This window comes from Thermosulfurimonas sp. F29, from assembly GCF_019688735.1.
Taxonomy (GTDB): Bacteria; Desulfobacterota; Thermodesulfobacteria; order Thermodesulfobacteriales; family Thermodesulfobacteriaceae; genus Thermosulfurimonas_A.
On the sequence record NZ_JAIFYA010000002.1, the window covers coordinates 1 to 21,599 of the forward strand.

The following is a 21,599-nucleotide window of genomic DNA, read 5'->3' on the forward strand; positions in this document are numbered from 1 at the left end:
TTCTTCCCGTCAACCGCAACCTCCACCGCCTTGAGCCTCTCAAGATCCCTCATCACCTCCCTGTAAGACCCCTTACATCCCGCCTCCTTAAGCCTCCTCATCATCACCACCTCCAGCACAAAGGCCAAAAAGCAAACCATTATGTGGCCCCGTATCCGCTTCTCTGTCCAGTGATAAATAGGCCTCAGCTCCAAACCACTCTTGATCTCCCGAAAAGCCCTCTCCACCCTCCAAAGATCCCTATACGCCAGCGCCGCCTCCTCCACCCCAAGCTCCGTATTCGTCTCAAGCACATACTTCCCATCATACCGCGCCTCCTCCTCCAATACCTCCCGATCTATCGTAACCTCCGCCCCCTTCACCTTCAAATATCGACGATAACCCCTATTCCCTATAAGCCCCTTAAGACCACCCGCCTTAAGCTTCTCCTCAAGCTTCCTTACCACCTCCTCCCTCGCAGCCCTCTCCCTCTCCGCCTCCTCCGGATTAAAACAAACCAGGTAACGCCTGCCTTCATGCCAGACCTCTTTTACCCTCAAATTCCCTTTCACCTTCCGGAAACGGCCCCCTCTACCCAAAACCTCCTTCATGGCCCTAAGCTTCCGCATCCTCACCCCCACCAAATACTCAAGCCCCAAAGCCTCGATCTCCTCCAAAATCTTCCGGCTCACCATCCCACGGTCAGCCACCAAAATCACCCGCCTCACCCGAAACCGACCCCGCAACTCCTTAAGCACCGCCCAAAATGTCTCTACATCCGCCGTAGCCCCGGGAAACACCTCGTGCCCTATCGGCATCCCCTCCCGCGTCATAAGTAAACCCAATATCACCTGCACACGGTCCGGCCTCCGGTCCTTCGAATATCCATACTCGCAAAACCCCTCCGCCCCTCTCCCCTCAAAATACGCGCTCGTCGTGTCCCAAAACACCAAATCAAGCTCCAGACTGAAAAGATCCTTTATCCTCTCGAAAAGCTCTACCTCAATCTCGTCCTTATGATCGGCCAAAAAATCAAGAGCCCGGTAAAAATGATGAAGCTCAAGCCTCTCAAACTCCGGCCGATATACCGTCTCCTTCCATCGGCTAACCCCAAGCTTCGAGGCCGGGTCACAGAGCCTGTTCAAAACCATGGCAAAAACCGCTTCTTCCACATCTATGGAAATTTCCGTCCCAGAAAGAAGCTTCCTCAGAATCCTATCAAGCTTAAGATCTTCCCATAGCCTTCTAAAGATCAACGCCGGACCGAAATCCTTGGCCCATTTGGCCTCAAGGGATCGGGCACAAGCCTCTATCCATTGCCTCCGGGAAAACCTGGCCAGCCCTTCTATCAGCTTGTCCAGTTGACCCTCCTTAAGTTTTTCCAGCCGTCCCAGGTTGGCTACGATCCTCTGGCGTACTTTTCCGTTAACCCGCTTGCCCTCAACGATATAGAGGTAGGTCCTGGTGGAGCCGTCTTTGTTTTTGAAGGTTTTGGTGCGGATATACATAGCACTAAAATAGTAGCATGATTTTCTTGTTTGTCAAGATGTAATTTTGTAGGCATAGCACAACATTTGAAGGCTAAGAGGATGAGTCGTAGGTGGAAGGAGGGAATTAGAGGGGCATTTAGGGGTTATTTCGGGCCGAAAATGCTCACTTGAGATTCCCCAGCCCCTTCCGACTGTCAAACTTGGGTTTTAATTTTTATCACGGCATTGTATTTGATAGCGTTTAATTAATTGATAGACAGTTGGTCTACTTATTCCTAGAGTTTTGGCGGTTTTAGAAATATTATAATTATTACTTTTTAAAGTATGTAAAAGTGAATTTTTATCAACTTTTTTTCTTTTGGAATAAACTTTATGATCTGCTTTAGAAAAAATGTCGTCTATGCCTAGATCCTTAGGGGTGATTTCTGTATTTTGAGAGAGAACGATAGCTTTGCGTATTCTATTGATCAATTCTCTTATATTTCCCGGCCATGTGTAATGCATTATTGCCTTTTCAGCTTCTTTGGATAATTTTTTGTAGTCAATAAAATATTCTTGAGAAAACTTTTTTAAAAAATAATTAGCTAATATCAATTTATCTATTCCTCGTTCTCGTAAAGGTGGTAGTTCTATTGGAACAACATTTAAACGATAATAAAGATCGGCTCTAAAACGTCCTTCTTTTACTTCATTATCTAAATTTTTATTGGTAGCTGCTAGTATTCTTACATCTACCTTCCTGGATATAGAAGATCCTAACGGTTCTATTTCTCCATTCTCTAAAAATCGTAAAAGTTTAGCCTGAAGAGAAAGAGGTAATTCACCAATTTCGTCTAGAAATAAAGTTCCTCCGTCTGCTAGTTCTAGCTTTCCCGGGCGAGATTGAACCGCTCCGGTGAAGGCTCCTCGTTCGTATCCAAATAATTCTGCCTCAAGCAGAGTTTCCGGAATAGCAGCACAGTTGATTACTATAAAAGGTTTGGAATATCTTAAACTTCTTTCATATATTGCTTTAGCTACCAGTTCTTTTCCTGTGCCAGATTCCCCTAAAATTAATACTGGAATATCTAATGGAGCCACTTTACGAATAATAGAAAATATTTCTAAAATTTTGGGACAACTTCCTACAAATTCAATGTCATCATTGTAGTTTTTAAGCGACAATAATAGTCTATTTAAGTAGGAATAAATGAGAAATAAATCAATATCTTTCAGAGCTTCTAGAAGTATTTTTATTCTAAGAAAGAAAGTGTTTTTAAGGTGAGTTCTCAGATATTCTTCGGAAAATATCTTTAAGGATAACTGGCATGAGGGACAATTATCTAAATTTGTGGTTACTGTGTAATTACAATATGGACATCTGTTTTCTAAATTTTCAGATAATATGTTATTAACCACAACTTTCCATAGTTTGCCAAAAATTGCTCTGTCAGTAATTAAAAAACGTACAACAGAGCCTTTCGTATCGTCACGAATTTTTTCAGCAATAAGTTTAAATCTTTCATTCTCGTTAGATATAAAAAGCTCTATTATCTCGCCCACTTGAAGAGGAGGTCCCCCCCTGAGGATCCCTCCACTCAAACTTATACCTTCCATCCATACGGCCTCTTCTCCCCTCGGACCTGTTGCGAAAGCTTGGACCGGGCGTTTGGCACGGATATCCAGTCTCATCTGTTCCTCCTCTTAAAAAAGAATAATACTTGAGGAAAGTCCCCTACAATTGGCTTAAAAGACAGAAATTTGATCCTTAAGTACTATAGATGCAACTCAGGAAAATTACGCAAATTTTGTGTTTAATTCCAATTTTATATATTACTCAGACGATTCACTCAATCATCCGTAGGAATTCCTCTTCGTTTATGATTTTTAGGCCCAGGGCGCGGGCGCGGTCGTACTTGGAACCCGGATTCTCCCCCACCACCACATAGTCCACATTCCGGGACACAGAGGAGGCTACTCGCCCCCCCAGGGCATGTACGCGACGCTTGGCCTCCTCCCGGGTCATGCTCCGCAGGGCTCCGGTGAAGACGAAGGTCCGTCCGGCCAGAGGCTTTTCCTCAGAAGCCGCCTCTGCGGTCTCCTCCTCGAAGGTTATGCCGGCCGCGAGCAACTTTTCCAGAGTCCGGAGGTTGCGTTCGTTTCGAAACCACTCCCAGACCGAGCGGGCGGCCTCCGGACCTATACCCGGTACGCTCATGAGATCGGCCATGGAGGCCTTCCTCAGGGCCTCGAGGCTTTTGAAGTGCCGGGCCAGGAGCTGCGCGGCCACCTCTCCCACATGCCGTATCCCCAGGGCGTAGAGAAAACGCGAGAGCGTGGTCTTCTTGCTGCGCTGAATGGCCTCGTAGAGGTTGCGGGCCTTTTTCAGGGCGAAACCCGGAAGTTGTAGCAGGTCCTCCACCTTGAGATAGTAAAGGTCGCCGATGTCCTGCACCAGGCCCCGGTCCACCAGGGCCTCGGCCACCTTTGTGCCCAGTCCCTCTATGTCCATGGCCGTCCGGCTGGCAAAGTGAAGGAGGTGCCTCACCAGCTGTCCGTAGCAGCCCCGGTTGGGACACCGCCACACCGCCTCTCCGGGTTTGCGCACCAGTTTGGTGCCGCACACCGGACAGTTCTCCGGCATGCGAAAGGGTTTCTCCTGGCCGGTCCGGCGTTCCTTGATGACCATCACCACCTCTGGGATTACATCCCCGGCCCGCTGTACCAGCACCCAGTCTCCTATGCGCACATCCTTGCGCCGGATCTCGTCCTCGTTGTGGAGGGTCGCCCGGGAAACTACCACCCCGCCCACCTCCACGGGTTTGAGGATGGCCACCGGGGTCACCGCTCCGGTGCGTCCCACCTGCACCACGATGTCCAGCACCTGGGTGGTTACCTGGGTGGGCGGGAACTTGTAGGCCAGGGCGTAGCGGGGACTGCGGGCCTTGGTACCCAGCTTCTCCCACAGGGAAAGGTCGTTAACCTTGATCACTATTCCGTCTATTTCGTAGGGGAGTTTTTCCCGGAGTTTTTCCATCTCGTGGTGATAGGCGATGGCCTCCCGGATGTTTTTCACCTTCCGCACATGGGGATTCACCTTGAAGCCCCACTTGGGCAGGGTGGTGAGGATCTCCCACTGAGTCCTGAAGGCGTAGCCTTCCACCCGGCCCACGCCGTAAAAGAAGATGTCCAGGGGGCGCTGGGCGGTTATGTTGGGATCGAGCTGCCGGAGAGAACCCGCGGCGGCATTGCGGGGATTGGCAAAGGGGGGTTCTCCACGGCTGAGGCGCTCCTCGTTAAGCCTCCTGAAGTCTTCCTTGCGCATGAAGACCTCCCCCCGCACTTCAAGCAACCGGGGAATGGGTACGCCGTCCTCGGAAAAGAGCCGCAGGGGAACGCTTTTTATGGTCTTGAGGTTGTTGGTGACATCCTCTCCGGTGTATCCGTCTCCCCGGGTGGAACCCACGGTGAGGCGCCCCTCCTCGTAAACGAGCTCCACGGCCAGACCGTCCATCTTCGGCTCCACCGTGTATTCGATCTCTACCTCCTCGGGGAGATTGAGGAACCGCTTGACGCGCCGGTCGAACTCCAGGACCTCTTCCTCGGAAAAGGCGTCGTCCAGCGAGAGCATGGGGACGGCGTGGGGCACCTCGCGGAATTCATCGGCCGGAGGATAACCCACCCGCTGGGTGGGGGAGTCCGGGGTGACGAGCTCGGGATAACGGGCCTCGAGCTCTTTCAGTTCGCGCATCAGGGCGTCGTATTCCGCGTCGGAGATGATCGGCGAATCCAGCACATAGTAACGATAGTTGTGATACTCAATCTCCTCGCGCAGTTTTTTGACCCTTTCTACAACCTCCGGAGGGATCTCCCTTTTTTCCTCCGCCATGGCCCCCTCCTGTATCGGTTTGCCGGATTCTTAAAATATATTAGCATTAAAAGAAAAAAGCCAAAAAAGGTCTTCAGGAGTTTAACATGGGCTATGCCCTGAAGATTTACGAAGCTTTCCGGGAATACGGGGAGGAAAAGGCCCGGATTCTGGCCGAGGCCTTCGAGGAGCTGGAAAAGCGTTATCCACAGATCCTGGACATGGCCACCAGGTCGGACCTTTCCGAAACGGAGCTCAAGCTCACAAAGGAGATAGAGCAAGTGCGCAAGGAGATGAAGGAGGCGGAGCTCAAGCTCACGAAGGAGATAGAGCAGGTGCGCAAGGAGATGAAGGAGGCGGAGATCAAGCTCACAAAGGAGATAGAGCAAGTGCGCAAGGAGATGAAGGAGGTGGAGCTCAAGCTCACGAAGGAGATAGAGGGGGTGCGGAAAGAGATGAAGGAGGCGGAGCTCAAGCTCACGAGGGAGATAGAGGGGGTGCGTCTTGAGGTGGAGCAGGTGCGCAAGGAAATAAAGGCGGTGGAGTCGCGGCTGGTGAGGTGGATGTTTCTTTTCTGGACGGGGCAGGTAGTGGCCATGGTGGGTATATTGCGTTTCCTCTTCTGAGAAGGGCGTGAATGTGGCTGGCTCGTCTCCTCTGTCCCTTTTATCTCCTGGCTCAGCTTAGGAAAAGACGGCGCTCTCTTTTTTTCAGGCGATGGTGCCCCCGTCCGGAGGATCTTCCTCCTGCCCCCCGCGTATGGGTGCATACCCTTTCCGTGGGTGAACTTCAGGCCGCAGCCACCCTGGTGGAGGGTTTGAGGCGGAGGTTTCCGCAGTGTCATCCGGTCCTCACCGTGGCCACGGTCTCCGGGTACGAGGCGGCTTCCCGGCGCTTCGGCGAGAGGTTCGCGGTTTATCCCGGGCCCATCCACTGTCCGGAGGCCCTCCGGCGCTATGTGTCCGTCATCGATCCCCGGCTATTCATTCTGGTGGAAAGCGATGTGTGGCCGGATCTGCTGGGATGGCTGCGCCGCAGGGGCGTGCCCCTCATTTTTTTAAACGCCGCCCTCTCCGAAGGATCCTTCCGGAGACTCAGGCGGTGGCCGGCTCTGGCCCGGTGTTTTTTCGGGGCCTTTGAGGTGATAGGCACGGCCAGCCCGGAGGACCGCCGCCGGTTTTCCGTTCTAAATCCCGGCCCCCGGATACTCTATCTGGGCAATCTGAAGTACGATTTTCCTCCCCCTTCCGAGGGAGAGGTGGAGGCCCTGCGCCGGGAACTGGGGGCCTATCTCTCCCCTCCGGTGATCGTTTGCGGATCCACTCATCCGGGCGAGGAGGAACTCCTTCTGGAGGCCCGCCGTCGTCTTTCCGCAGGCACGCTCGTTTTATGCCCTCGCCGGCCGGAAAGGGCCTTGCGGGTTAAGGCCCTTGCGGAAGCGCTCGGTTTCAGGGCCACTTTGCGTTCCCGTCCGGGCCCCTGCGAGGTGCTGGTGGTGGACACCCTGGGGGAACTCCGGGCCCTTTACGCCCTGGCCGAGGTGGCCTTCGTGGGCGGGACCCTGGTGCCGGTGGGGGGACACAACCTGCTTGAACCCGCCAGCGTGGGGGTGCCGCCCGTGTTCGGGCCCTATGTGGAGAGTGTTTCCGGGGTAGCCGGGGAGCTCGAGAAGGCCGGGGGCGGCTTCAGGGTAAGGATTGATCCGGAGGACCTCGTCCGAACCTGGAGACGGGTTCTGAGGGAGAGGTCGAAGGCGGCCCGGGCGGCCCGGGAGGTGTGGTACCGACACAGAGGGGCCCTGGAAAGACACCTGGATCTCCTGGCTCCCTATCTTTCTGGCCTTTCCGTCCGCCAAAGCGTATAATGTTAGGCACCTTTTACCCCACGGTGTTCGGGAAGGAGGAGACTCCATGGAAAAGGCCGAGAAGATCGCCCGTTACATGAGGGAACACGACCGGGTGGCGGTCTGGCTGGGAGTGGAGGTGCTGGAGGTGCGTCCGGGATACGCCCGCATGGCCATGACTGTGCGGGAGGACATGTTGAACGCCGCCGGGGTCTGTCAGGGCGGGGTAACCTTTTCCCTGGCGGACTTTGCGTTTGCGGTGGCGGCCAACAGTCACGGTCGGCTGGCCCTGGCGGTCTCGGCGCAGATATACTATCCCGCCGCGGCCCGGCTGGGGGAACGCCTGGTGGCCGAGGCCCGGGAGGTTCATCGCACGGAAAAGACCGGGCTTTACGAGGTATCCGTTTCCAAGGAGGATGGTACGCTGGTGGCCTTTTTCACCGGACAGGTGGTGCGCCGACCCCAGGAGTTCAACCCCGGCTAGCCCTTACGGCGAGAGCCAGGAAGCGTTCCCCTTCCCGAAACAGGAGACGCTTGCGTTCAAGGTCGTCGAGAAAGGCCCTGAGCTTTTCCGCCGAAATTTTCGGAAAGGTCTCCGCCACCTCCCGGAAGGATCGGGGTTCGGTGAGAAAGAGGTATATCTCCCGGGAAAGCCCCCGGAGACGATGGTGCAGGATTCGCCCCTCCGGGGTTACCTGGCGAATGATGAGAAAATCCCCACCCTCCCGATAGGTCAGAAGGGGGCCATGCTCTCGATAGAGTTTGTTCCACAGCTTTTGCCAGGTCTTCACCTTTTTTATGACCGGTTGCCAGAGTCTTTGCTGATGTTTGCGATCCCCCTGATAGGCCCAGGCCAGAGGGGTCATTTTTCTGAGGACCTCCGGAGGGAAGATATACCGGTAGAAAGGGTGGGGGTAGATCCGACGCAGTCCGAACCTTTCCGGATTTTGAAAGACCGGACTTTCGTAGCCGAGCCAGAAGGAGACCGTCTGAAGGGGACGGAAGGGGAAGACATAATCCAGGGCGGTCAGGGTCTCCCGGATTTCGTCTTCCGTGGTGCCCGGAAAGTGACAGATGAGGTTGGCCGAAAGTTCCAGTCCGGCCTCCTCGCAGTGGCGCATGGCCGCAACATTGGCCATGGCCGTGGTCCCCTTGCCCAGGCGCCGGAGGAGAGAGGTGGAAAGGGCCTCGATTCCGATCTGAACCCAGTAGAGACCCCCTCGTCGCAGGAGGCGAAATTCCTCTGCCGAGTAAATGGCCCGGAGCTCGGCGAAGAACCGGTAGTCCCTACCGTCCCGGGAAAGTTCCTCGAAGAGGGTCAGGGCTTCCTTACGATCCAGACAGTTGTCCATGAAGGCAAAGTCGAGGAGTCCGGCCTGAGCGTGCAGACGGATGTCCCGCAGCACCGCCCTCAGGGGGCGGCGGCGATAGCCGCACCACTGAAGGTTCAGGTTGCAGAAGTGACACTTGCCCCACCAGCATCCCCGGGAGGCCTCAAGGGGTATCAGCGGGAAGAAGCGCTTTTCCGGGGGCAGGTGGTTGAGCTCCTGAAAGTAATCGTCGTAAACGGGCGAGGGGATTTCCTCCGGGGGAAGGGTTAACTCCCCGCCGCCGCGAACTCGCCCCTCTTTCCGGAAAAAGATCCCCGGAAGATCCTCTTCGGGCCCTCCCCGGGAAAGGGCCCTGATGAGGACGGCGAGCGGTCTTTCTCCCTCCCGGTTGATGACGAAGTCGATGAAGGGAAAGGCCTCCAGGAGACTGCGTCCCAGCTCCCCGGCGCAGAGTGCTCCTCCGAAGACGATGACCAGGTGGGGATGCTCCCGCTTGAGGAGGTTCGCCGCCCACAGGGACAGAGTGAGCTGGTTGAGACACACCGAAAAGCCGGCCACCCGGAAGCGCGACCAGGGAACGGCTTTGAGGTAGGCCCGGAGGTGGCTTTCGAGGAGGGCGAGGACCTCCTCGTAGGGACGCCTGAGGCCCTCCCGTCGGCTCAGGCGTTCGTAAAGCCGGCGGGCTCTATCCCGCCTCTCCGGAAAGAGCAGTCCCGCTCCGAGGCTTTCCGCAAGCCAGGAGGAGTCGCAGATCTTGAGGTAGTCTTCGTAGCCCAGGGCCGCGGCGAAGGAGAGGTAGGGATGATAGGTGTGCACCTCCACCTCCGGGAGCACCCGGCGAAGATACCCCTTGAGTACCCCCAGCTGCACCGAGGGGCGATTAAAAAGAGGCCAGGGCAAGGCCAGCAACGCCACCCGCATCCTTCCCAGAATAACACCTTCACCCTTTCCGAAAAATAGGATCGGATCCTGTTAAATTTTTGTTAACAAAAAGGCGGTTGCAAAGGGGGATAACTCTAAGTATAAAGAGGGCGCTATGGGGGAGAGGAGAGAGCTTCGTCCGGAGGAATTGCGGGTCACGGTGGATCCGGCCTCCCTGGGGGTGTCCTCTTCGGAGGACCTTCTTTCCGGAGAGACCCCGCCCATCATGGGGCAGGAGCGGGCGGTGGCCGCCCTTTCTCTGGGCCTCAAGCTCGACGACCTCGACTTTCACATCTATGTGGCCGGCGAGGCCGAATTCGGGGCGGGATACCTCACCCGCGTGCTCACCGAGGAGGAGGCCCGTCACCGTCCCACTCCCTCCGACTGGTGCTATGTCTACAACTTCGAAGATCCGGATCGTCCTCTGGCCCTGGAGCTTCCCGCCGGAAAGGGCCGGGAGTTCAAGAGGGACATGGCCGATTTCATTCGCACCCTTCGGGAGAGGCTTCCCGAGGCCTTCGAGGACGAAAGTTATGTGCAGAAAAAGGAAGCCCTCCTCAAGGAATTCAACCAGCGTCGCGCCCAGATCTTCGAGGCTCTGGAGAACCGGGTTAAGGCCGAGGGGTTCATCCTGAATGTGGAACCCATGGGTATGATGATCATCCCCGCCAGGCCCGACGGCACCCCCATGACTCCTCAGGATGTGCAGGGCCTTCCCGAGGAGGAAAAGGAACGACTAAAGGCCAAAAGCAAGGAACTCCAGCACGAACTGAACGCCACCGTACGCAACATACAGAAACTGGAAAAGGACCTGCACGAGGCCCTGCGCAACCTCGATCGGGAGGTGGCCTCCCAGGTAATCCAGTTTTACCTCAGGGACCTCCGCGACAAGTACGCGGCCTTTACCCCGGTGGTGGAGTACCTGGAGGCCGTGGCCCGGGATGTCCTCGAACACCTGGACGAATTCCGGCAGCCTCACGGAAAGGAAGGAGCGCACCCCCCTTTCCCCGTGCCCGTGCCCCCGCGCGAGCCGGTTTTCGTGCGCTACGAGGTGAACCTCTTCGTGGACAATTCCGAGACCCGGGGGGCTCCTGTGGTTTTCGAACCCAATCCCACCTATCCCCGTCTCTTCGGCGCCATAGAGCGCAAGGCCCAGTTCGGGGCCCTTCTTACGGATTTCACCATGCTTCGGGCCGGAAGCCTCCATAGAGCCAACGGAGGGTTCCTCATCCTGCGGGCCCTCGACCTCCTGCGCAACCCCTTTTCCTACGAGACCCTCAAACGCATCATCAAGAGTCGCAAGATCTTCCTTGAGGATCTGGGGGAACAGCTCGGGCTCTTCACTACCAAAACCCTGCGCCCCAAACCCATTCCCTTTCGGGCCAAGGTCATCCTCATCGGGGACCTCTTTCTTTACCACCTGCTCTACGCCTTTGACGAGACCTTCAGGGAGCTCTTCAAGGTCAAGGCCCCGCTTGAGGAGTGGGTGGATCGCACCGAGGAGCGCACACGGGAGTTTTTGCGCACCGTGGCCCTCATGGTCAGGAAGAAAAACCTCCTTCCGGTTTCGGCGGACGGTTTGGCCCGGCTGGTGGAATATTCCTGTGAACTGGCCGGACGCAAGGACAAGCTCTCCCTGAAACTCCCGGAGATATTCGATACTTTAAGGGAGGCCCACTTCTGGGCTCAAAGCGAGGGGGCTTCGAACATCACCGCTCAGCACATAGAGAAGGCCCTTGAGGAGCGTCGCCGCCGCCTCTCCCTTATCGAGGATCGTCTTCACGAGGCCATCATGAAGGACCTCATCCGGATCCGAACCGAGGGGGAGGAGGTGGGGAGCATAAACGGCCTTTCGGTTTACGAGCTCGGCGACTATCGTTTCGGGCGTCCCACCCGGATCACGGCCAATGTCTCCCTGGGCCGGGAAGGGGTCATCAACATCGAGCGGGAGGCCGAGCTTTCCGGGAAAATCCACACCAAGGGAGTGATGATCCTTTCCGGCTTCCTGCGGGAGCGTTTCGTGCAGGACAAACCCCTTACCCTTTCGGCCACGCTCTGTTTCGAGCAGAGTTACGGTCTGGTGGAGGGGGATTCGGCCTCAAGCGCCGAGCTCTTCGCCCTCCTTTCGGCCCTGGCCGGGGTGCCCATCAAACAGGGCATTGCGGTCACCGGTTCGGTGAGCCAGAAGGGGGAGATCCAGCCGGTGGGGGGCGTGAACGAGAAGATCGAGGGATTTTTCCGGGTCTGTGCCGAAAGGGGGCTCACCGGCGAACAGGGCGTCATCATCCCCGCGGCCAATGTGAACGATCTCGTCCTGAAAAAAGAGGTGGTGGAGGCCGTGGCCGAGGGGAAGTTTCACATCTGGCCCATCTCCCGGGTGGAGGAGGGCATCGAGATCCTTACCGGCCTTCCGGCCGGGGAGCCTGGCCCGGATGGCCGCTACCCGGAGGGCACCGTCTTCTACCTGGTGGACAAACGGCTGCGCGAACTGGCGGAACGGGCCCGCCTCTTCGGTAAGGACGCCAAAAAGGAAAACGCCGCCGAATAACCTTTAGCCCCTTTACTCCCCTCCCAGGCGCGGAGTTTTGCCCCTGTGCCACAGATAGACGATGGGACTGGCCACGAAGACCGAACTGTAGGTTCCCACGATAACCCCCAGGAGAAGGGCCAGGGCAAAGTCCCTGAGCACTACCCCACCGAAGAGAAAGATGGCCAGGATCACCAGAAGCGTGGTGAGGGAGGTGATGATGGTCCGGGCCAGCATTTCGTTGACGCTGCGATTGATGATTTCTTCAAAGGGGGTGCGTTCGCCCAGTTTGCGGATGTTTTCCCGAATCCGGTCGAAGATGACCACGGTGTCGGTGAGGGAGTATCCCGCAAGGGTTAGCAGGGCGGTTATCAAAAGGAGGGAGATTTCCCGGTTCATGAGGTAGAAGAGCCCCAGCACTGCCAGCACATCGTGGAAGGTGGCCACCGCCGCCGCCACTCCGAAACTGAGCTTGAAGCGAATGGCCAGGTAGAGAATGAAGCCGGCCAGGGAGATCAGAATGGCGATGATGGCCTTGCGTTTCAGTTCCCGGCTTATGGCCGAACCGATCTCCTCCTTTCCGATGAGTTTAAAGTGAAGATCCGGAAACTTCTCCGAAAGCACCCTGGAAATGAGCTTTTCCGTGCCTCCCACGGTCTCGGTCTTTTCCCTTACCCGCACGAGCAGCAGATTCTGTCCCTTAACATCCTGAAGCTGTAGTCCCTTTATTCCGGCCCGGGAAAGGGCCTTGCGTATGGCGTCGAGCTTGAAGGGTTTTTCCGCCTGGTAGTAGGCCAGCACCCCTCCGCCGAGATCCACTCCCAGGTTGGCCGCTCCACGGGAGATCTGCACGAAGGCTATAAGGCCCAGGGCAACCAGAACCCCGGAGAGACCGAAACAGAAACGCCGGGCTTTCATGAAATTGATATTGGGCTTCCCGATGATCTGGAGAAAATTGATCTTCGGGGTGCGTCCCTTCACGATGAGGGCGTCGTAGACGATCCGGGTGGCGAAGATGGCCGTGAAGAGGTTGATCACGATTCCGGCCGAGAGGGTTACCGCAAAGCCCTTGATGGGACCGGTGCCGAACAGGAACAGGGCCAGAGCGGTGATCAGGGTGGTGACATGGGCGTCCACGATGGTCCAGAAGGCCCGGTCGTAGCCGGCGTTGATGGCCGCCCGGGGAGGACGGCCCAGGAGGAGCTCCTCGCGCATCCTCTCGAAGATGAGCACATTGGAGTCCACGCCCATGCCCATGGTCAGGATGATACCGGCGATGCCCGGGAGGGTGAGGGTGGCCCGGAAGAGACTCAGGACCGCGAGCAGGAAGAGCACATTGAGGATGAGGGCCACATCGGCTATGAAACCGGAAAACCGGTAATAAATGATCATGAAGATCAGGACCGCCACTCCACCCAGGATGCCCGAGACGAGCCCCCGATGGATGGAATCCCGTCCCAGGGTGGGGCCCACGGTGATGTTCTGGATCACCTTGACCGGAGCCGGAAGCGCTCCGGCCCGGAGTACGATGGCCAGATCCGAGGCCTCCTCGTAGGTGAAGCCCCCGGAGATCTGGGCCTGTCCTCCGGGAATCCGTTCCCGGATCACCGGGGCGGAGCGAACCACATTGTCGAGCACTATGGCCAGCCGGCGGCCCACATTCTCCGCGGTCACCCGTTCGAAAATTCGGGCCCCCCGGGAGGTAAGGGTCAGGGAAACATAGGGTTCGTTGTAAGGACCTCCGATGCGCACATGGGCGGTCTTCACCATGTCTCCGGTGAGGAGGGCCCGGCGTTTGAGGATGATGAGGCGCTTTATGATCCGGCCGGTATCCCGATCCCGGGTCACCCAGAAGTACACCTCGTCGCCGGGAGGTAGGTAGGGCTTTAGAACCCGATTCAGGTCCTCCCGGGTATAATCGGGCTTTAAGCGCCCCTCCTTGAGGGCCCTGTCGATGAGGTTGTAATAGAAGTCGATCCTGCGCATGGCCTCTTCGTCCACCAGCTTGAATTCCAGCTGGGCGGTCTGGCCGATGAGCTTGAGCGCCCTCTCCGGATCCTTAACCCCCGGAAGCTGAACTACGATCTCGTCCTTTCCCTGCCGGACTATGACCGGTTCGGTGACTCCGAACTGATCCACCCGGTTGCGGATTACCTCCAGGCTCTGCTCCACGGCGTGTTCCCGGATGAAGCGGGCTCTGTTTTCGGAAAGAGCCACCGTGATCCGGGGATAGGCCCCGGATTTTTCTTCCACGATCTTGAGTTCCGGATATTCCCTCTCGATGAGGTCCCTCGCCCGGGCCAGATCCGTGGCGCTCCGAAAGGAAAGCACGAATCCCTGAGGGGTTTCTTTAACGGAGACCCGGATTCCCCGTTTCCCCAGGGCCTCCCTTAAGTCCTGAACCGAGGCGTTAAGGGCGTTCTCCAGGGCTTTGTCCACATCCACCTTGAGCACCACATGCATGCCCCCCTGCAGATCCAGCCCCAGCTTGAGCCTGGCTCCGTAAACATACTTTTTAAACCAGGGTGGAAGCCCCGAATAAAAGGAGGGGAGAATAAGGACCGCGGAGATCAGGGTAAGGGCGAGAACCAGGGCTATCTTCATCTTGAGATAACGGGGCATTTCACTCCTCCTCTACATGAAGGTTTCCTTTCTCCTAGCGCAAAAGGGATATTTTGGCAACCTTTATCGACAGAGACCCTTACGGAGGTTGACGATGTTCTTATGTAAAAGTTCAAAAAAGGAAAGATGGCGATCTTCCTTGAAAAGGGGTAACCCTGGATTAAGGGTTAAGATTTCGATATCGGCTTCATTTTTGAATATAAGGGCATATTTGCGAAACACAGGATCCAGAAGAAACGCTACCCGAATGTGTTTTTCTCGTACCAGTGTCAGGATTTTTTTAAGTTTTTCGGGAGGCACCTCGCTCTCCGGATGTGGCCCGGCCAGAGCTATTTCCCTGAGACCGGCTTCCCGGAGGAATTTTTGCAGCGCCGCGTGGCCGATAATGATTACCTCCCTTTTCCGTGAACATTCGGAAAGCGTCCTCAGTTCTCTTTTTAAAGAGGTAATGTTGCGGAGGATGAGGCTCTTGTTCTGCTCGTAGAGAGGGGCCTTTTCGGGTTCAAGTTGTGCCAGCCTACGGGCCAGATTCTCCGCGAATTGAGAGAGGAGATCCAGATCCAGCCATAGATGAGGGTTTTCAACGGGGCGTCCCCCGGAAAGAAGCAGGCTCTTGGCAGCCAGTTCCGGATTTTTAAGCAACCAGGACTCCGTGCCTACGCCCAGGATGAGATCACTTTCATATAACCATCGAAAGTCCTTAAAGCTCGGTTCAAAGTGGTGTGGGGAGATACCGGGGGGGATCAGAAGATGTATTCTGGCCCCGGGGGCAATTATCCGGGCAATTTCATACAGAGGAAAAATGGTGGCAGTAATCGTTGTAGAGGCTTGAACTGCATGGGTCCACGGAAAACAGAGTATCACGCAGCATATAACTATCCGGTAAAGCCTCTTCATTCCCAGGGTTTATGCTTCCGGCCAGATGATCAGAATCTGCCCCGGCAGGATATTATTCGAGGAAAGATTGTTCCAGTTTTTGATTTTTTCAATGGATACCCCGAATTTCCGGGAAATTTCCCAGAGGGTATCTCCCTTACGCACTTTGTAATAGGTGGCTCTGGTGGCCGGTGATGATATCCGGGCCAGGTAAAAAGTAGCCTGCTCCCGATAGGGGATGACCAGAATCTGGCCCACCCGGATGAAACTGCCGGATATTCCGTTTACTCTTTTGAGAACCCGAAGGGGCACCTTGTAATAGGAAGCGATCTTGAGGAGGGTCTCTCCCCGTCTTACCCGGTGTCGCAGGGCCCGGCGATGATAGACGAAGCGCACCCGCCTTAAGTATTTTCGGACGGCTTCCGCAGTGCCGAAGGGGACTTTTACCGGATATTTATCGAGATAAGGTGGGGTTTTGGCCCGGCGCAATTCGGCGTTGAGCCAGCGAATGGTTTCGTAATCCACCCCCGCGGCCAGGGCCACCATGCGGAGATCCGTCCCCCCGGGCACCATAACCGTCTCGTAATCGAGAGGCGGATCATACTTTACGAAAAAACCGAATCTTTCCGGATTTTTGGCAATAATTATGGCAGCCATCCACTTGGGAAGATAATTTTTGGTCTCTCTGCGGAGGAAGCCGTATCGACACAATCTCCAGTAGTCCCTGGTGCGATAACGGAGTATGGCCCTGTAGATTTTGCCCTCCCCGGCATTGTAAGCGGCACAGGCCAGGCGCCAGTCCCCGAACATGGAGTAAAGATCCGAAAGGTAGAGCGCCGCCGCGCGGGTAGACTTCTCCGGGTCGCGTCTTTCGTCAATCCAGTAGTCGATTTTCAACCCATACTTGCGGGCGGTGGAACGCATGAATTGCCATATTCCGCACGCTCCGGCTCTGGAATAGGCAAAGGGATTGAAACCGCTTTCTATCATTGCCAGATAGGCAAGATCCTTCGGTAACCCCTGTTTTTCAAATATGTTTTCGATTATAGGAAGATATCTTCCAGAACGTTTTAACCAGATGGCAAACAGATCTCTACGCTTGCCGGTAAAATATCTAATGAAGTAATTGACCTGGTCATTAAGATTGGAAGGCAGTCTTTCCGAAACGATTTCTTCTGGAAGGAGTTCAAGGTGTTCTTCCAGTACATTTTCGTCATTGTAATCTTCGGTTAAGGAATAGGCGTTTTGTTTGAAAGATAAAGTAATATTGGGATCAAAACATATAATTACGATGGAAAGGAATATAACAGGGAAAATTAACCGCAAACTTACCCGCATGATTGTCCCATTTATATCAAACATAAAAAATTGAGTCAAGATCTTAAGGGATGGTTCTTATTCAGGTGATTTTGAGTGGGTTCAGGGGGGGTGTCCCTGGACTCGTTTTCGGGGAGGTCTTGCGTAGAGTTTTTTTTATAAGTAAAGGATGGATCCGGGAGGTCGGAAGATGAAGAAGGGACTCATAGTGGTGGAATCCCCCACCAAGGTGCGCACCATCAAAAAGGTGGTGGGATCGGACTACGAGGTGTGTGCCTCGGTGGGGCATGTAAAGGATCTGCCCAAGAGCCGTCTCGGGGTGGATGTGGAAAACGGCTTCGAGCCCGAATACGAGATCATTCGGGGTAAAAAGAAGGTCCTCGAGGAGATCCGGAAGCTGGCCCGCAAGGTGAACGAGGTTTATCTCGGGCCCGATCCCGACCGGGAGGGAGAGGCCATAGCCTGGCACATCGCGGAGGAGCTCCGCCCCCTGGGTAAGCCGGTGCGCAGGCTCCTTCTTTACGAACTTACCGCCAGGGGCATTCGCGAGGCCCTGCAAAACCCCGCGGATCTGGACGAGAGGAAGTACGAGGCCCAGCGGGCTCGCCGGGTTCTGGATCGCCTGGTGGGTTATCACCTCTCCCCCCTTCTCTGGGAGAAGGTCAAACGGGGGCTTTCGGCCGGTCGGGTTCAGTCGGTGGCTTTGCGGTTGATTTGCGAGCGCGAGGCCGAGATCCGGGCCTTTCGGCCGGAGGAGTACTGGACCATCGAGGCGGAGTTGCGCACCCTTAGGGGGGAGGACTTTCTCGCCCGTCTGGAGAAAAAGGAGGGCCGGAAGCTTCGTCCCCGGAGCCGGGAGGAGACCGAGGCCGTCCTCGGAGAGCTGGAGAGGGTGGTGGCCGAAGAGGGGCTGCAGGTGGCCTCGCTCAGGCGCCGTGAGGTCCTGAGGAAAACCCCTCCTCCCTTTATTACCAGCACGCTCCAGCAGGAGGCCTTCCGGCGTTTTCGGTTTCCCGCCAGAAAGACCATGTATCTCGCCCAGAGGCTTTACGAGGGGGTGGAGATTCCCGGGGAGGGGCCGGTGGGGCTGATCACCTACATGCGTACCGATTCGGTCCGGGTGGCCCGGGAGGCTCAGGAGGCGGCGCGCAGAATCGTCGAAAACGCCTTCGGAAGGGACTTCCTGCCGGAACGCCCTCCGGAGTACCGGTCTCGGGCCACCGCTCAGGAGGCCCACGAGGCCATTCGTCCCACCCGGTTCGACCTCCCTCCGGAAAGGCTTCGGGGAGTGCTCGATCCCGACGCCTGGAAACTTTACGACCTCATCTGGCGGCGATTTCTGGCCTCCCAGATGACCCCGGCTCGCTACGAGACCACGGTGGTGGAGATCGTGGCCGGCCCCTACGGGTTCGTGGCCCGGGGACGGAGGCTTCTGCACCCGGGTTTTCTGGCGGTCTATGCGGTGCCCGAGGAGGATCAGCTCCTTCCGGGCCTGGAAGAGGGTCAACGGGTGGAACTCAGAAAACTCCTTCCCAGGCAACACTTCACCAAACCGCCGGCCCGTTATACCGAGGCCACCCTCATCCGCACCCTGGAGGAGAAAGGAATAGGGCGTCCCTCCACCTACGCCCAGATAGTGTCCACCATCAGGGAAAGGGGATATGTGGAAAGCGTGGCCGGAACGCTTCGCCCCACGGAGCTGGGCCTGCTGGTGAACGAGCTCCTGGTGAAATCCTTTCCCGAACTGATGGATCCGGGATTCACGGCCCGCATGGAGGCCTTTCTCGACGAGATCGCCGAGGGGCGGGCGGAGAGACACCGGGTGCTGGCCGGATTTTACCGTGATCTCCTGCGGGATCTCAGGGCCGCGGAAGAGAACATGGCTTCCCTTAAGGCCGGTCTCCCTTCGGGGGTCAGGTGCCCGGAATGCGGAGCGGAGATGCTTCTTCGGGTGGGACGCGCCGGTCCCTTCCTGGCCTGCAGCCGTTATCCTGACTGCCGGGTTACCGGGGATTACGAACGGGACGGGGAAGGGAAGCTACGCCTGGTCCGCCGGGAGGCGGAATCCCGGGGAAGCTGTCCGGAATGCGGAGGGGATCTGGTGCTCCGGAAAGGGCGTTTCGGGGAGTTTCTGGCCTGCGTGAACTATCCCGATTGTCGCTATACGCGCCCCGTGGGCACCGGTCTTTCCTGTCCCCGGGAGGGCTGTGACGGAGAGATCGTGAAACGCCGCTCCCGCCGGGGGCGCACCTTTTACGCCTGCTCCCGGGCTCCGGATTGCGATTTCGTGCTGTGGGACGAACCCGTACCCGGGGAGTGCCCCTCCTGCGGAGCACCCTTTACGGCCCTCAGGGTCGGGAAACGGCCCGGACGCTACTGCCCCTTCTGCAAAGCCACCTTTGCCGAGGAGGCCTGATCCGGTGAAGGTAAGGTGTCCGGTGTGCGGAGAGGAGGCGGAGCTCGTGGGCCGGTGAGCCCGGGCCCGGGTGAGGTGTCTCACCTGCTCAAGGGACTGGCCGGTGAGCCTTCTTTCCGAAGAGGCCCTGGCCGAGGCCCGGGAGAAGCTTTTAAGGGGGGAGAAGTCCTGCCGGAAGAAAGCCTAACGAGACCCGAGCCCGGCTTTCGGTGTGGACCCCGGGCCGTTCTGATCCTCACCGAGCCCGACTTTCGCTTTTTCAGGAAGTTCCTCCCTTTTCGGGAGGGACGGCGGCTTTTCCTCTCCGAGATCCGGTACGGAAGTGAGGGGGCCCTGGCGGGTCCGGCCCTGGGGGCCCCTCAGGCGGTCATGTTGCTGGAAAACCTGGCCGCGGCCGGGGTTGAGGAGGTCCTGGTTTACGGGTGGTGCGGCTCCCTGAGGGAGGATCTCCCGCCCGGAGAGATCCTCCTTCCCGAAAAGGCCCTGAGTCTGGAGGGCACCTCCCGCCACTATCTACCCCGGCGCCGGGTCTTCCGGCCGGCCTCCGGGCTTCTTCGGGGCCTGAAAAGGGCGCTTGAGGTGAAGGGGGTTTCGTTTCGGGTGGGGGCCCTGGTCTCCACCGATGCTCCTTACCGGGAAGATCGAGAATTTCTCCGTCGTTTTTCCGCCCGGGCCGTGGCCGTGGACATGGAGACGGCGGCCCTGTTTGCCGCCGCCGAGGCCCTGGGACTGAGGCTTGCGGCTCTGCACCTGGTAAGCGACCGCCTGCGCCCCGAAGGACGCGAAACCCTCGCCCCCTCCCCCCGCGCCACGATGCGAAAGCTACTTTTTCCCCTATTTCGTGCCTTCTTGAGTTCGTCCGGTGCCGCTGGATTTAACCGGATTTAATCAGGGGCCTGATCCCCCGGCATCCCTAAATCCTGAGTGGCAATTATCTCCCTGCCTTTTCCGGCCATCCGGCTTGCTCCGGAAGCGTTCCGGACCGAATTTGAAGAAATTCGACGAAATTTTGTGAAAGAGTGCGCAAGTCCATGGTAATCGGAATTTCTTCTTCTTACACTTCTCACACTTGATTGAATTTGACTTCGGGCCTGATTTCGGGATATAAGCCCGGAAAACGGGGAATTTTCGGACATTGAGGGGGACGAATGCGTAAGGCTAGAGTAATTCTGCTTCTGGGGTTGATTTTTCTGCTGGTGGTGGTTTCGGCGGCCCCGGCCGGGGTGTGGAGGGTGAAGGTGCGGCCGGGGGTGATGGTGGGCGAGGAGGCGGCCTCGGACTTCTATGTGGACGCCTTCGTGCCCGTGGCCGGGGATAACGACACCGTCCTTTTCATGAACTACATCTACCGCTTCGGCACCAACGAAAGTCAGGAGTGGAACCTGGGCCTGGGGCTTCGGCAGATGTGGCGAAGCTGGATCCTCGGAGGCGTCCTTTACTACGACTGGCTCTCCTCCTCTCTCGGCAACCACTACGACCAGGTGACGCTTGCCCTTGAGGCCTTATCCAACAGGTACTTTGACGCCAGGCTGAACTTTTATCTCCCCATGGGCCGGCATGTGACGAAGATCGAGGACCGGGAGGTGGTTTCGGGGTATGTGTTTTCGGGCCGGGGGCTCTGGGAGGTTTACGAGCGGATGAGGAGGTATGAAGAGGCCGCAAAGGGGGTGGAGTTCGAGGTGGGGCGGCTATCATCTTATCCTTTCCGGCTACAACGGCACGGTGCCTAACAGTTGTGCGGACTAGAGAATTTCTGCTGGAGGTGGTGTGATAGGAGGCCTGCACCTGAAAGGATTTCGCCGGCTGGGGTTCTGGAGAGCTTTCCCGCGGCCCCGCGCGGGGCCTACATCATGTGGGGCGCCCCCGAGCGCCGGGCCCTCAATTGAGATCCGGGTGCCCTTTCCCTATCCGCGACGGCCGGAGCTGACCCACACGCCCGAATTTGCGGCCCTTCAGGCCGGGGTGTACCGGGCGCTGTGAAGGTTAAGAAGGCGACCGGGTTACAGGTCCACCTCAAAGATCACTTTCTTGTAGGCGACCTTGGGTGTGAGGCGATCCCTCTTCCCCCGGGGATTTCTCTCGAGCTCCAAGAAGCCTAAATCGGAGAGGATCTTAACGTCCTGCTGAACGCTTCTCAGGTTGCGGTGAAGAAGGTTGGCAAGCTCATAAATGGACTTTGGGCGGTGTCTGCGCACGGCCTTAAGAAGCTCAAGACGTCTTTCTGAAAGCACTTTTCGCATGGTTTTACAGTCCGGAAAAACCACAACATACTTTCCGGGTTTTGCTACTTTTCCTTTTGCAAGGGTTTCCATCACCGCTTGGGCCTCTCTTAAAGTTTCCTCAAGGCTTTTGATCTCCACTTTTACCTTTTTAGTTTTCATGTTTTTTCACCTCCTCCAGGGCCTTCCAAAGTCTTCAAAAAGCTGAGCC

The 21,599-nt window shown here is 56.9% G+C and carries 15 protein-coding genes; 7 read left to right on the plus strand and 8 right to left on the minus strand.

Going from position 1 to position 21,599, the window contains the following annotated elements; translation table 11 throughout:
• From K3767_RS04580 to ligA, 3 genes are all read right to left on the minus strand, one after another.
• Positions 1 to 1,487, minus strand: a 1,487-nt coding sequence (locus tag K3767_RS04580; RefSeq protein WP_221172397.1) for an IS1634 family transposase, incomplete at its 3' end; no start/stop codon positions are given.
• A 189-nt stretch (positions 1,488 to 1,676) separates the two neighbouring features.
• Complete coding sequence (locus K3767_RS04585; protein ID WP_255592244.1) at positions 1,677 to 3,140, minus strand: sigma-54-dependent Fis family transcriptional regulator; 1,464 nt, start codon at positions 3,138 to 3,140, stop codon at positions 1,677 to 1,679.
• A gap of 154 nt (positions 3,141 to 3,294) precedes the next feature.
• On the minus strand, positions 3,295 to 5,337 hold the full coding sequence (gene ligA / locus K3767_RS04590) for an NAD-dependent DNA ligase LigA (RefSeq protein WP_221172398.1): 2,043 nt from the start codon (positions 5,335 to 5,337) through the stop codon (positions 3,295 to 3,297).
• 86 nt (positions 5,338 to 5,423) lie between these two features.
• Here ligA and K3767_RS04595 point away from each other — a divergent pair, with 86 nt between their 5' ends.
• The 3 genes from K3767_RS04595 to paaI are packed head-to-tail and all read left to right on the plus strand — an operon-like array spanning position 5,424 to position 7,643.
• Positions 5,424 to 5,942, plus strand: a complete 519-nt coding sequence (locus K3767_RS04595) for a CCDC90 family protein (RefSeq protein WP_221172399.1) — start codon at positions 5,424 to 5,426, stop codon at positions 5,940 to 5,942.
• An 11-nt stretch (positions 5,943 to 5,953) separates the two neighbouring features.
• Positions 5,954 to 7,180 (plus strand): 3-deoxy-D-manno-octulosonic acid transferase, encoded by a 1,227-nt coding sequence (locus tag K3767_RS04600; RefSeq protein WP_221172400.1) that lies wholly within the window; start codon positions 5,954 to 5,956, stop codon positions 7,178 to 7,180.
• Between the two features lie 46 nt (positions 7,181 to 7,226).
• Entirely contained in the window at positions 7,227 to 7,643 is a 417-nt protein-coding gene (paaI, locus tag K3767_RS04605; protein WP_221172401.1) for a hydroxyphenylacetyl-CoA thioesterase PaaI, read from the plus strand.
• On the opposite strand, the gene K3767_RS04610 is transcribed toward paaI, so the two are convergent.
• The gene (locus tag K3767_RS04610; protein ID WP_221172402.1) at positions 7,630 to 9,411 is read right to left on the minus strand and encodes a RiPP maturation radical SAM C-methyltransferase; all 1,782 of its coding nucleotides are present in this window, start codon (positions 9,409 to 9,411) and stop codon (positions 7,630 to 7,632) included. The two genes, paaI and K3767_RS04610, sit on opposite strands and share 14 nt — an antisense overlap.
• Before the next feature lie 115 nt (positions 9,412 to 9,526).
• On the opposite strand from K3767_RS04610, the gene K3767_RS04615 reads away from it, so the two are divergent.
• The gene (locus tag K3767_RS04615; protein WP_221172403.1) at positions 9,527 to 11,959 is read left to right on the plus strand and encodes a Lon protease family protein; all 2,433 of its coding nucleotides are present in this window, start codon (positions 9,527 to 9,529) and stop codon (positions 11,957 to 11,959) included.
• Positions 11,960 to 11,971: 12 nt separating this feature from the next.
• Here K3767_RS04615 and secD read toward each other — a convergent pair whose 3' ends face one another.
• The 3 genes from secD to K3767_RS04630 all read right to left on the minus strand — a co-directional run bounded on the left by secD (position 11,972) and on the right by K3767_RS04630 (position 16,798).
• The gene (gene secD, locus K3767_RS04620) at positions 11,972 to 14,560 is read right to left on the minus strand and encodes a protein translocase subunit SecD (protein WP_221172404.1); all 2,589 of its coding nucleotides are present in this window, start codon (positions 14,558 to 14,560) and stop codon (positions 11,972 to 11,974) included.
• Positions 14,561 to 14,623: 63 nt separating this feature from the next.
• The gene (locus tag K3767_RS04625) at positions 14,624 to 15,457 is read right to left on the minus strand and encodes a metal ABC transporter solute-binding protein, Zn/Mn family (protein ID WP_221172405.1); all 834 of its coding nucleotides are present in this window, start codon (positions 15,455 to 15,457) and stop codon (positions 14,624 to 14,626) included.
• A gap of 9 nt (positions 15,458 to 15,466) precedes the next feature.
• Positions 15,467 to 16,798, minus strand: a complete 1,332-nt coding sequence (locus K3767_RS04630) for a transglycosylase SLT domain-containing protein (RefSeq protein ID WP_370630440.1) — start codon at positions 16,796 to 16,798, stop codon at positions 15,467 to 15,469.
• A 145-nt stretch (positions 16,799 to 16,943) separates the two neighbouring features.
• Between K3767_RS04630 and topA the strand changes: the two genes are divergently transcribed.
• The 3 genes from topA to K3767_RS04645 all read left to right on the plus strand — a co-directional run bounded on the left by topA (position 16,944) and on the right by K3767_RS04645 (position 20,899).
• Positions 16,944 to 19,169, plus strand: a complete 2,226-nt coding sequence (topA, locus tag K3767_RS04635; protein WP_221172407.1) for a type I DNA topoisomerase — start codon at positions 16,944 to 16,946, stop codon at positions 19,167 to 19,169.
• Between the two features lie 54 nt (positions 19,170 to 19,223).
• Complete coding sequence (locus K3767_RS04640; protein ID WP_221172408.1) at positions 19,224 to 20,057, plus strand: hypothetical protein; 834 nt, start codon at positions 19,224 to 19,226, stop codon at positions 20,055 to 20,057.
• Between the two features lie 260 nt (positions 20,058 to 20,317).
• Complete coding sequence (locus K3767_RS04645) at positions 20,318 to 20,899, plus strand: inverse autotransporter beta domain-containing protein (protein WP_221172409.1); 582 nt, start codon at positions 20,318 to 20,320, stop codon at positions 20,897 to 20,899.
• Between the two features lie 270 nt (positions 20,900 to 21,169).
• On the opposite strand, the gene K3767_RS04650 is transcribed toward K3767_RS04645, so the two are convergent.
• Positions 21,170 to 21,529, minus strand: coding sequence for an HTH domain-containing protein (locus K3767_RS04650; protein ID WP_221172410.1), 360 nt, complete (start codon positions 21,527 to 21,529; stop codon positions 21,170 to 21,172).
• Positions 21,530 to 21,599 lie beyond the last annotated feature (70 nt).

Bases quoted from the DNA above. Each gene is read 5' to 3' on its own strand.
- K3767_RS04585 (WP_255592244.1), bottom strand. From the start codon at position 3,140: ATGAGACTGGATATCCGTGCCAAACGCCCGGTCCAAGCTTTCGCAACA.
- ligA (WP_221172398.1), bottom strand. From the start codon at position 5,337: ATGGCGGAGGAAAAAAGGGAGATCCCTCCGGAGGTTGTAGAAAGGGTC.
- K3767_RS04595 (WP_221172399.1), top strand. From the start codon at position 5,424: ATGGGCTATGCCCTGAAGATTTACGAAGCTTTCCGGGAATACGGGGAG.
- K3767_RS04600 (WP_221172400.1), top strand. From the start codon at position 5,954: ATGTGGCTGGCTCGTCTCCTCTGTCCCTTTTATCTCCTGGCTCAGCTT.
- paaI (WP_221172401.1), top strand. From the start codon at position 7,227: ATGGAAAAGGCCGAGAAGATCGCCCGTTACATGAGGGAACACGACCGG.
- K3767_RS04610 (WP_221172402.1), bottom strand. From the start codon at position 9,411: ATGCGGGTGGCGTTGCTGGCCTTGCCCTGGCCTCTTTTTAATCGCCCC.
- K3767_RS04615 (WP_221172403.1), top strand. From the start codon at position 9,527: ATGGGGGAGAGGAGAGAGCTTCGTCCGGAGGAATTGCGGGTCACGGTG.
- secD (WP_221172404.1), bottom strand. From the start codon at position 14,560: ATGCCCCGTTATCTCAAGATGAAGATAGCCCTGGTTCTCGCCCTTACC.
- K3767_RS04625 (WP_221172405.1), bottom strand. From the start codon at position 15,457: ATGAAGAGGCTTTACCGGATAGTTATATGCTGCGTGATACTCTGTTTT.
- K3767_RS04630 (WP_370630440.1), bottom strand. From the start codon at position 16,798: ATGTTTGATATAAATGGGACAATCATGCGGGTAAGTTTGCGGTTAATT.
- topA (WP_221172407.1), top strand. From the start codon at position 16,944: ATGAAGAAGGGACTCATAGTGGTGGAATCCCCCACCAAGGTGCGCACC.
- K3767_RS04645 (WP_221172409.1), top strand. From the start codon at position 20,318: ATGCGTAAGGCTAGAGTAATTCTGCTTCTGGGGTTGATTTTTCTGCTG.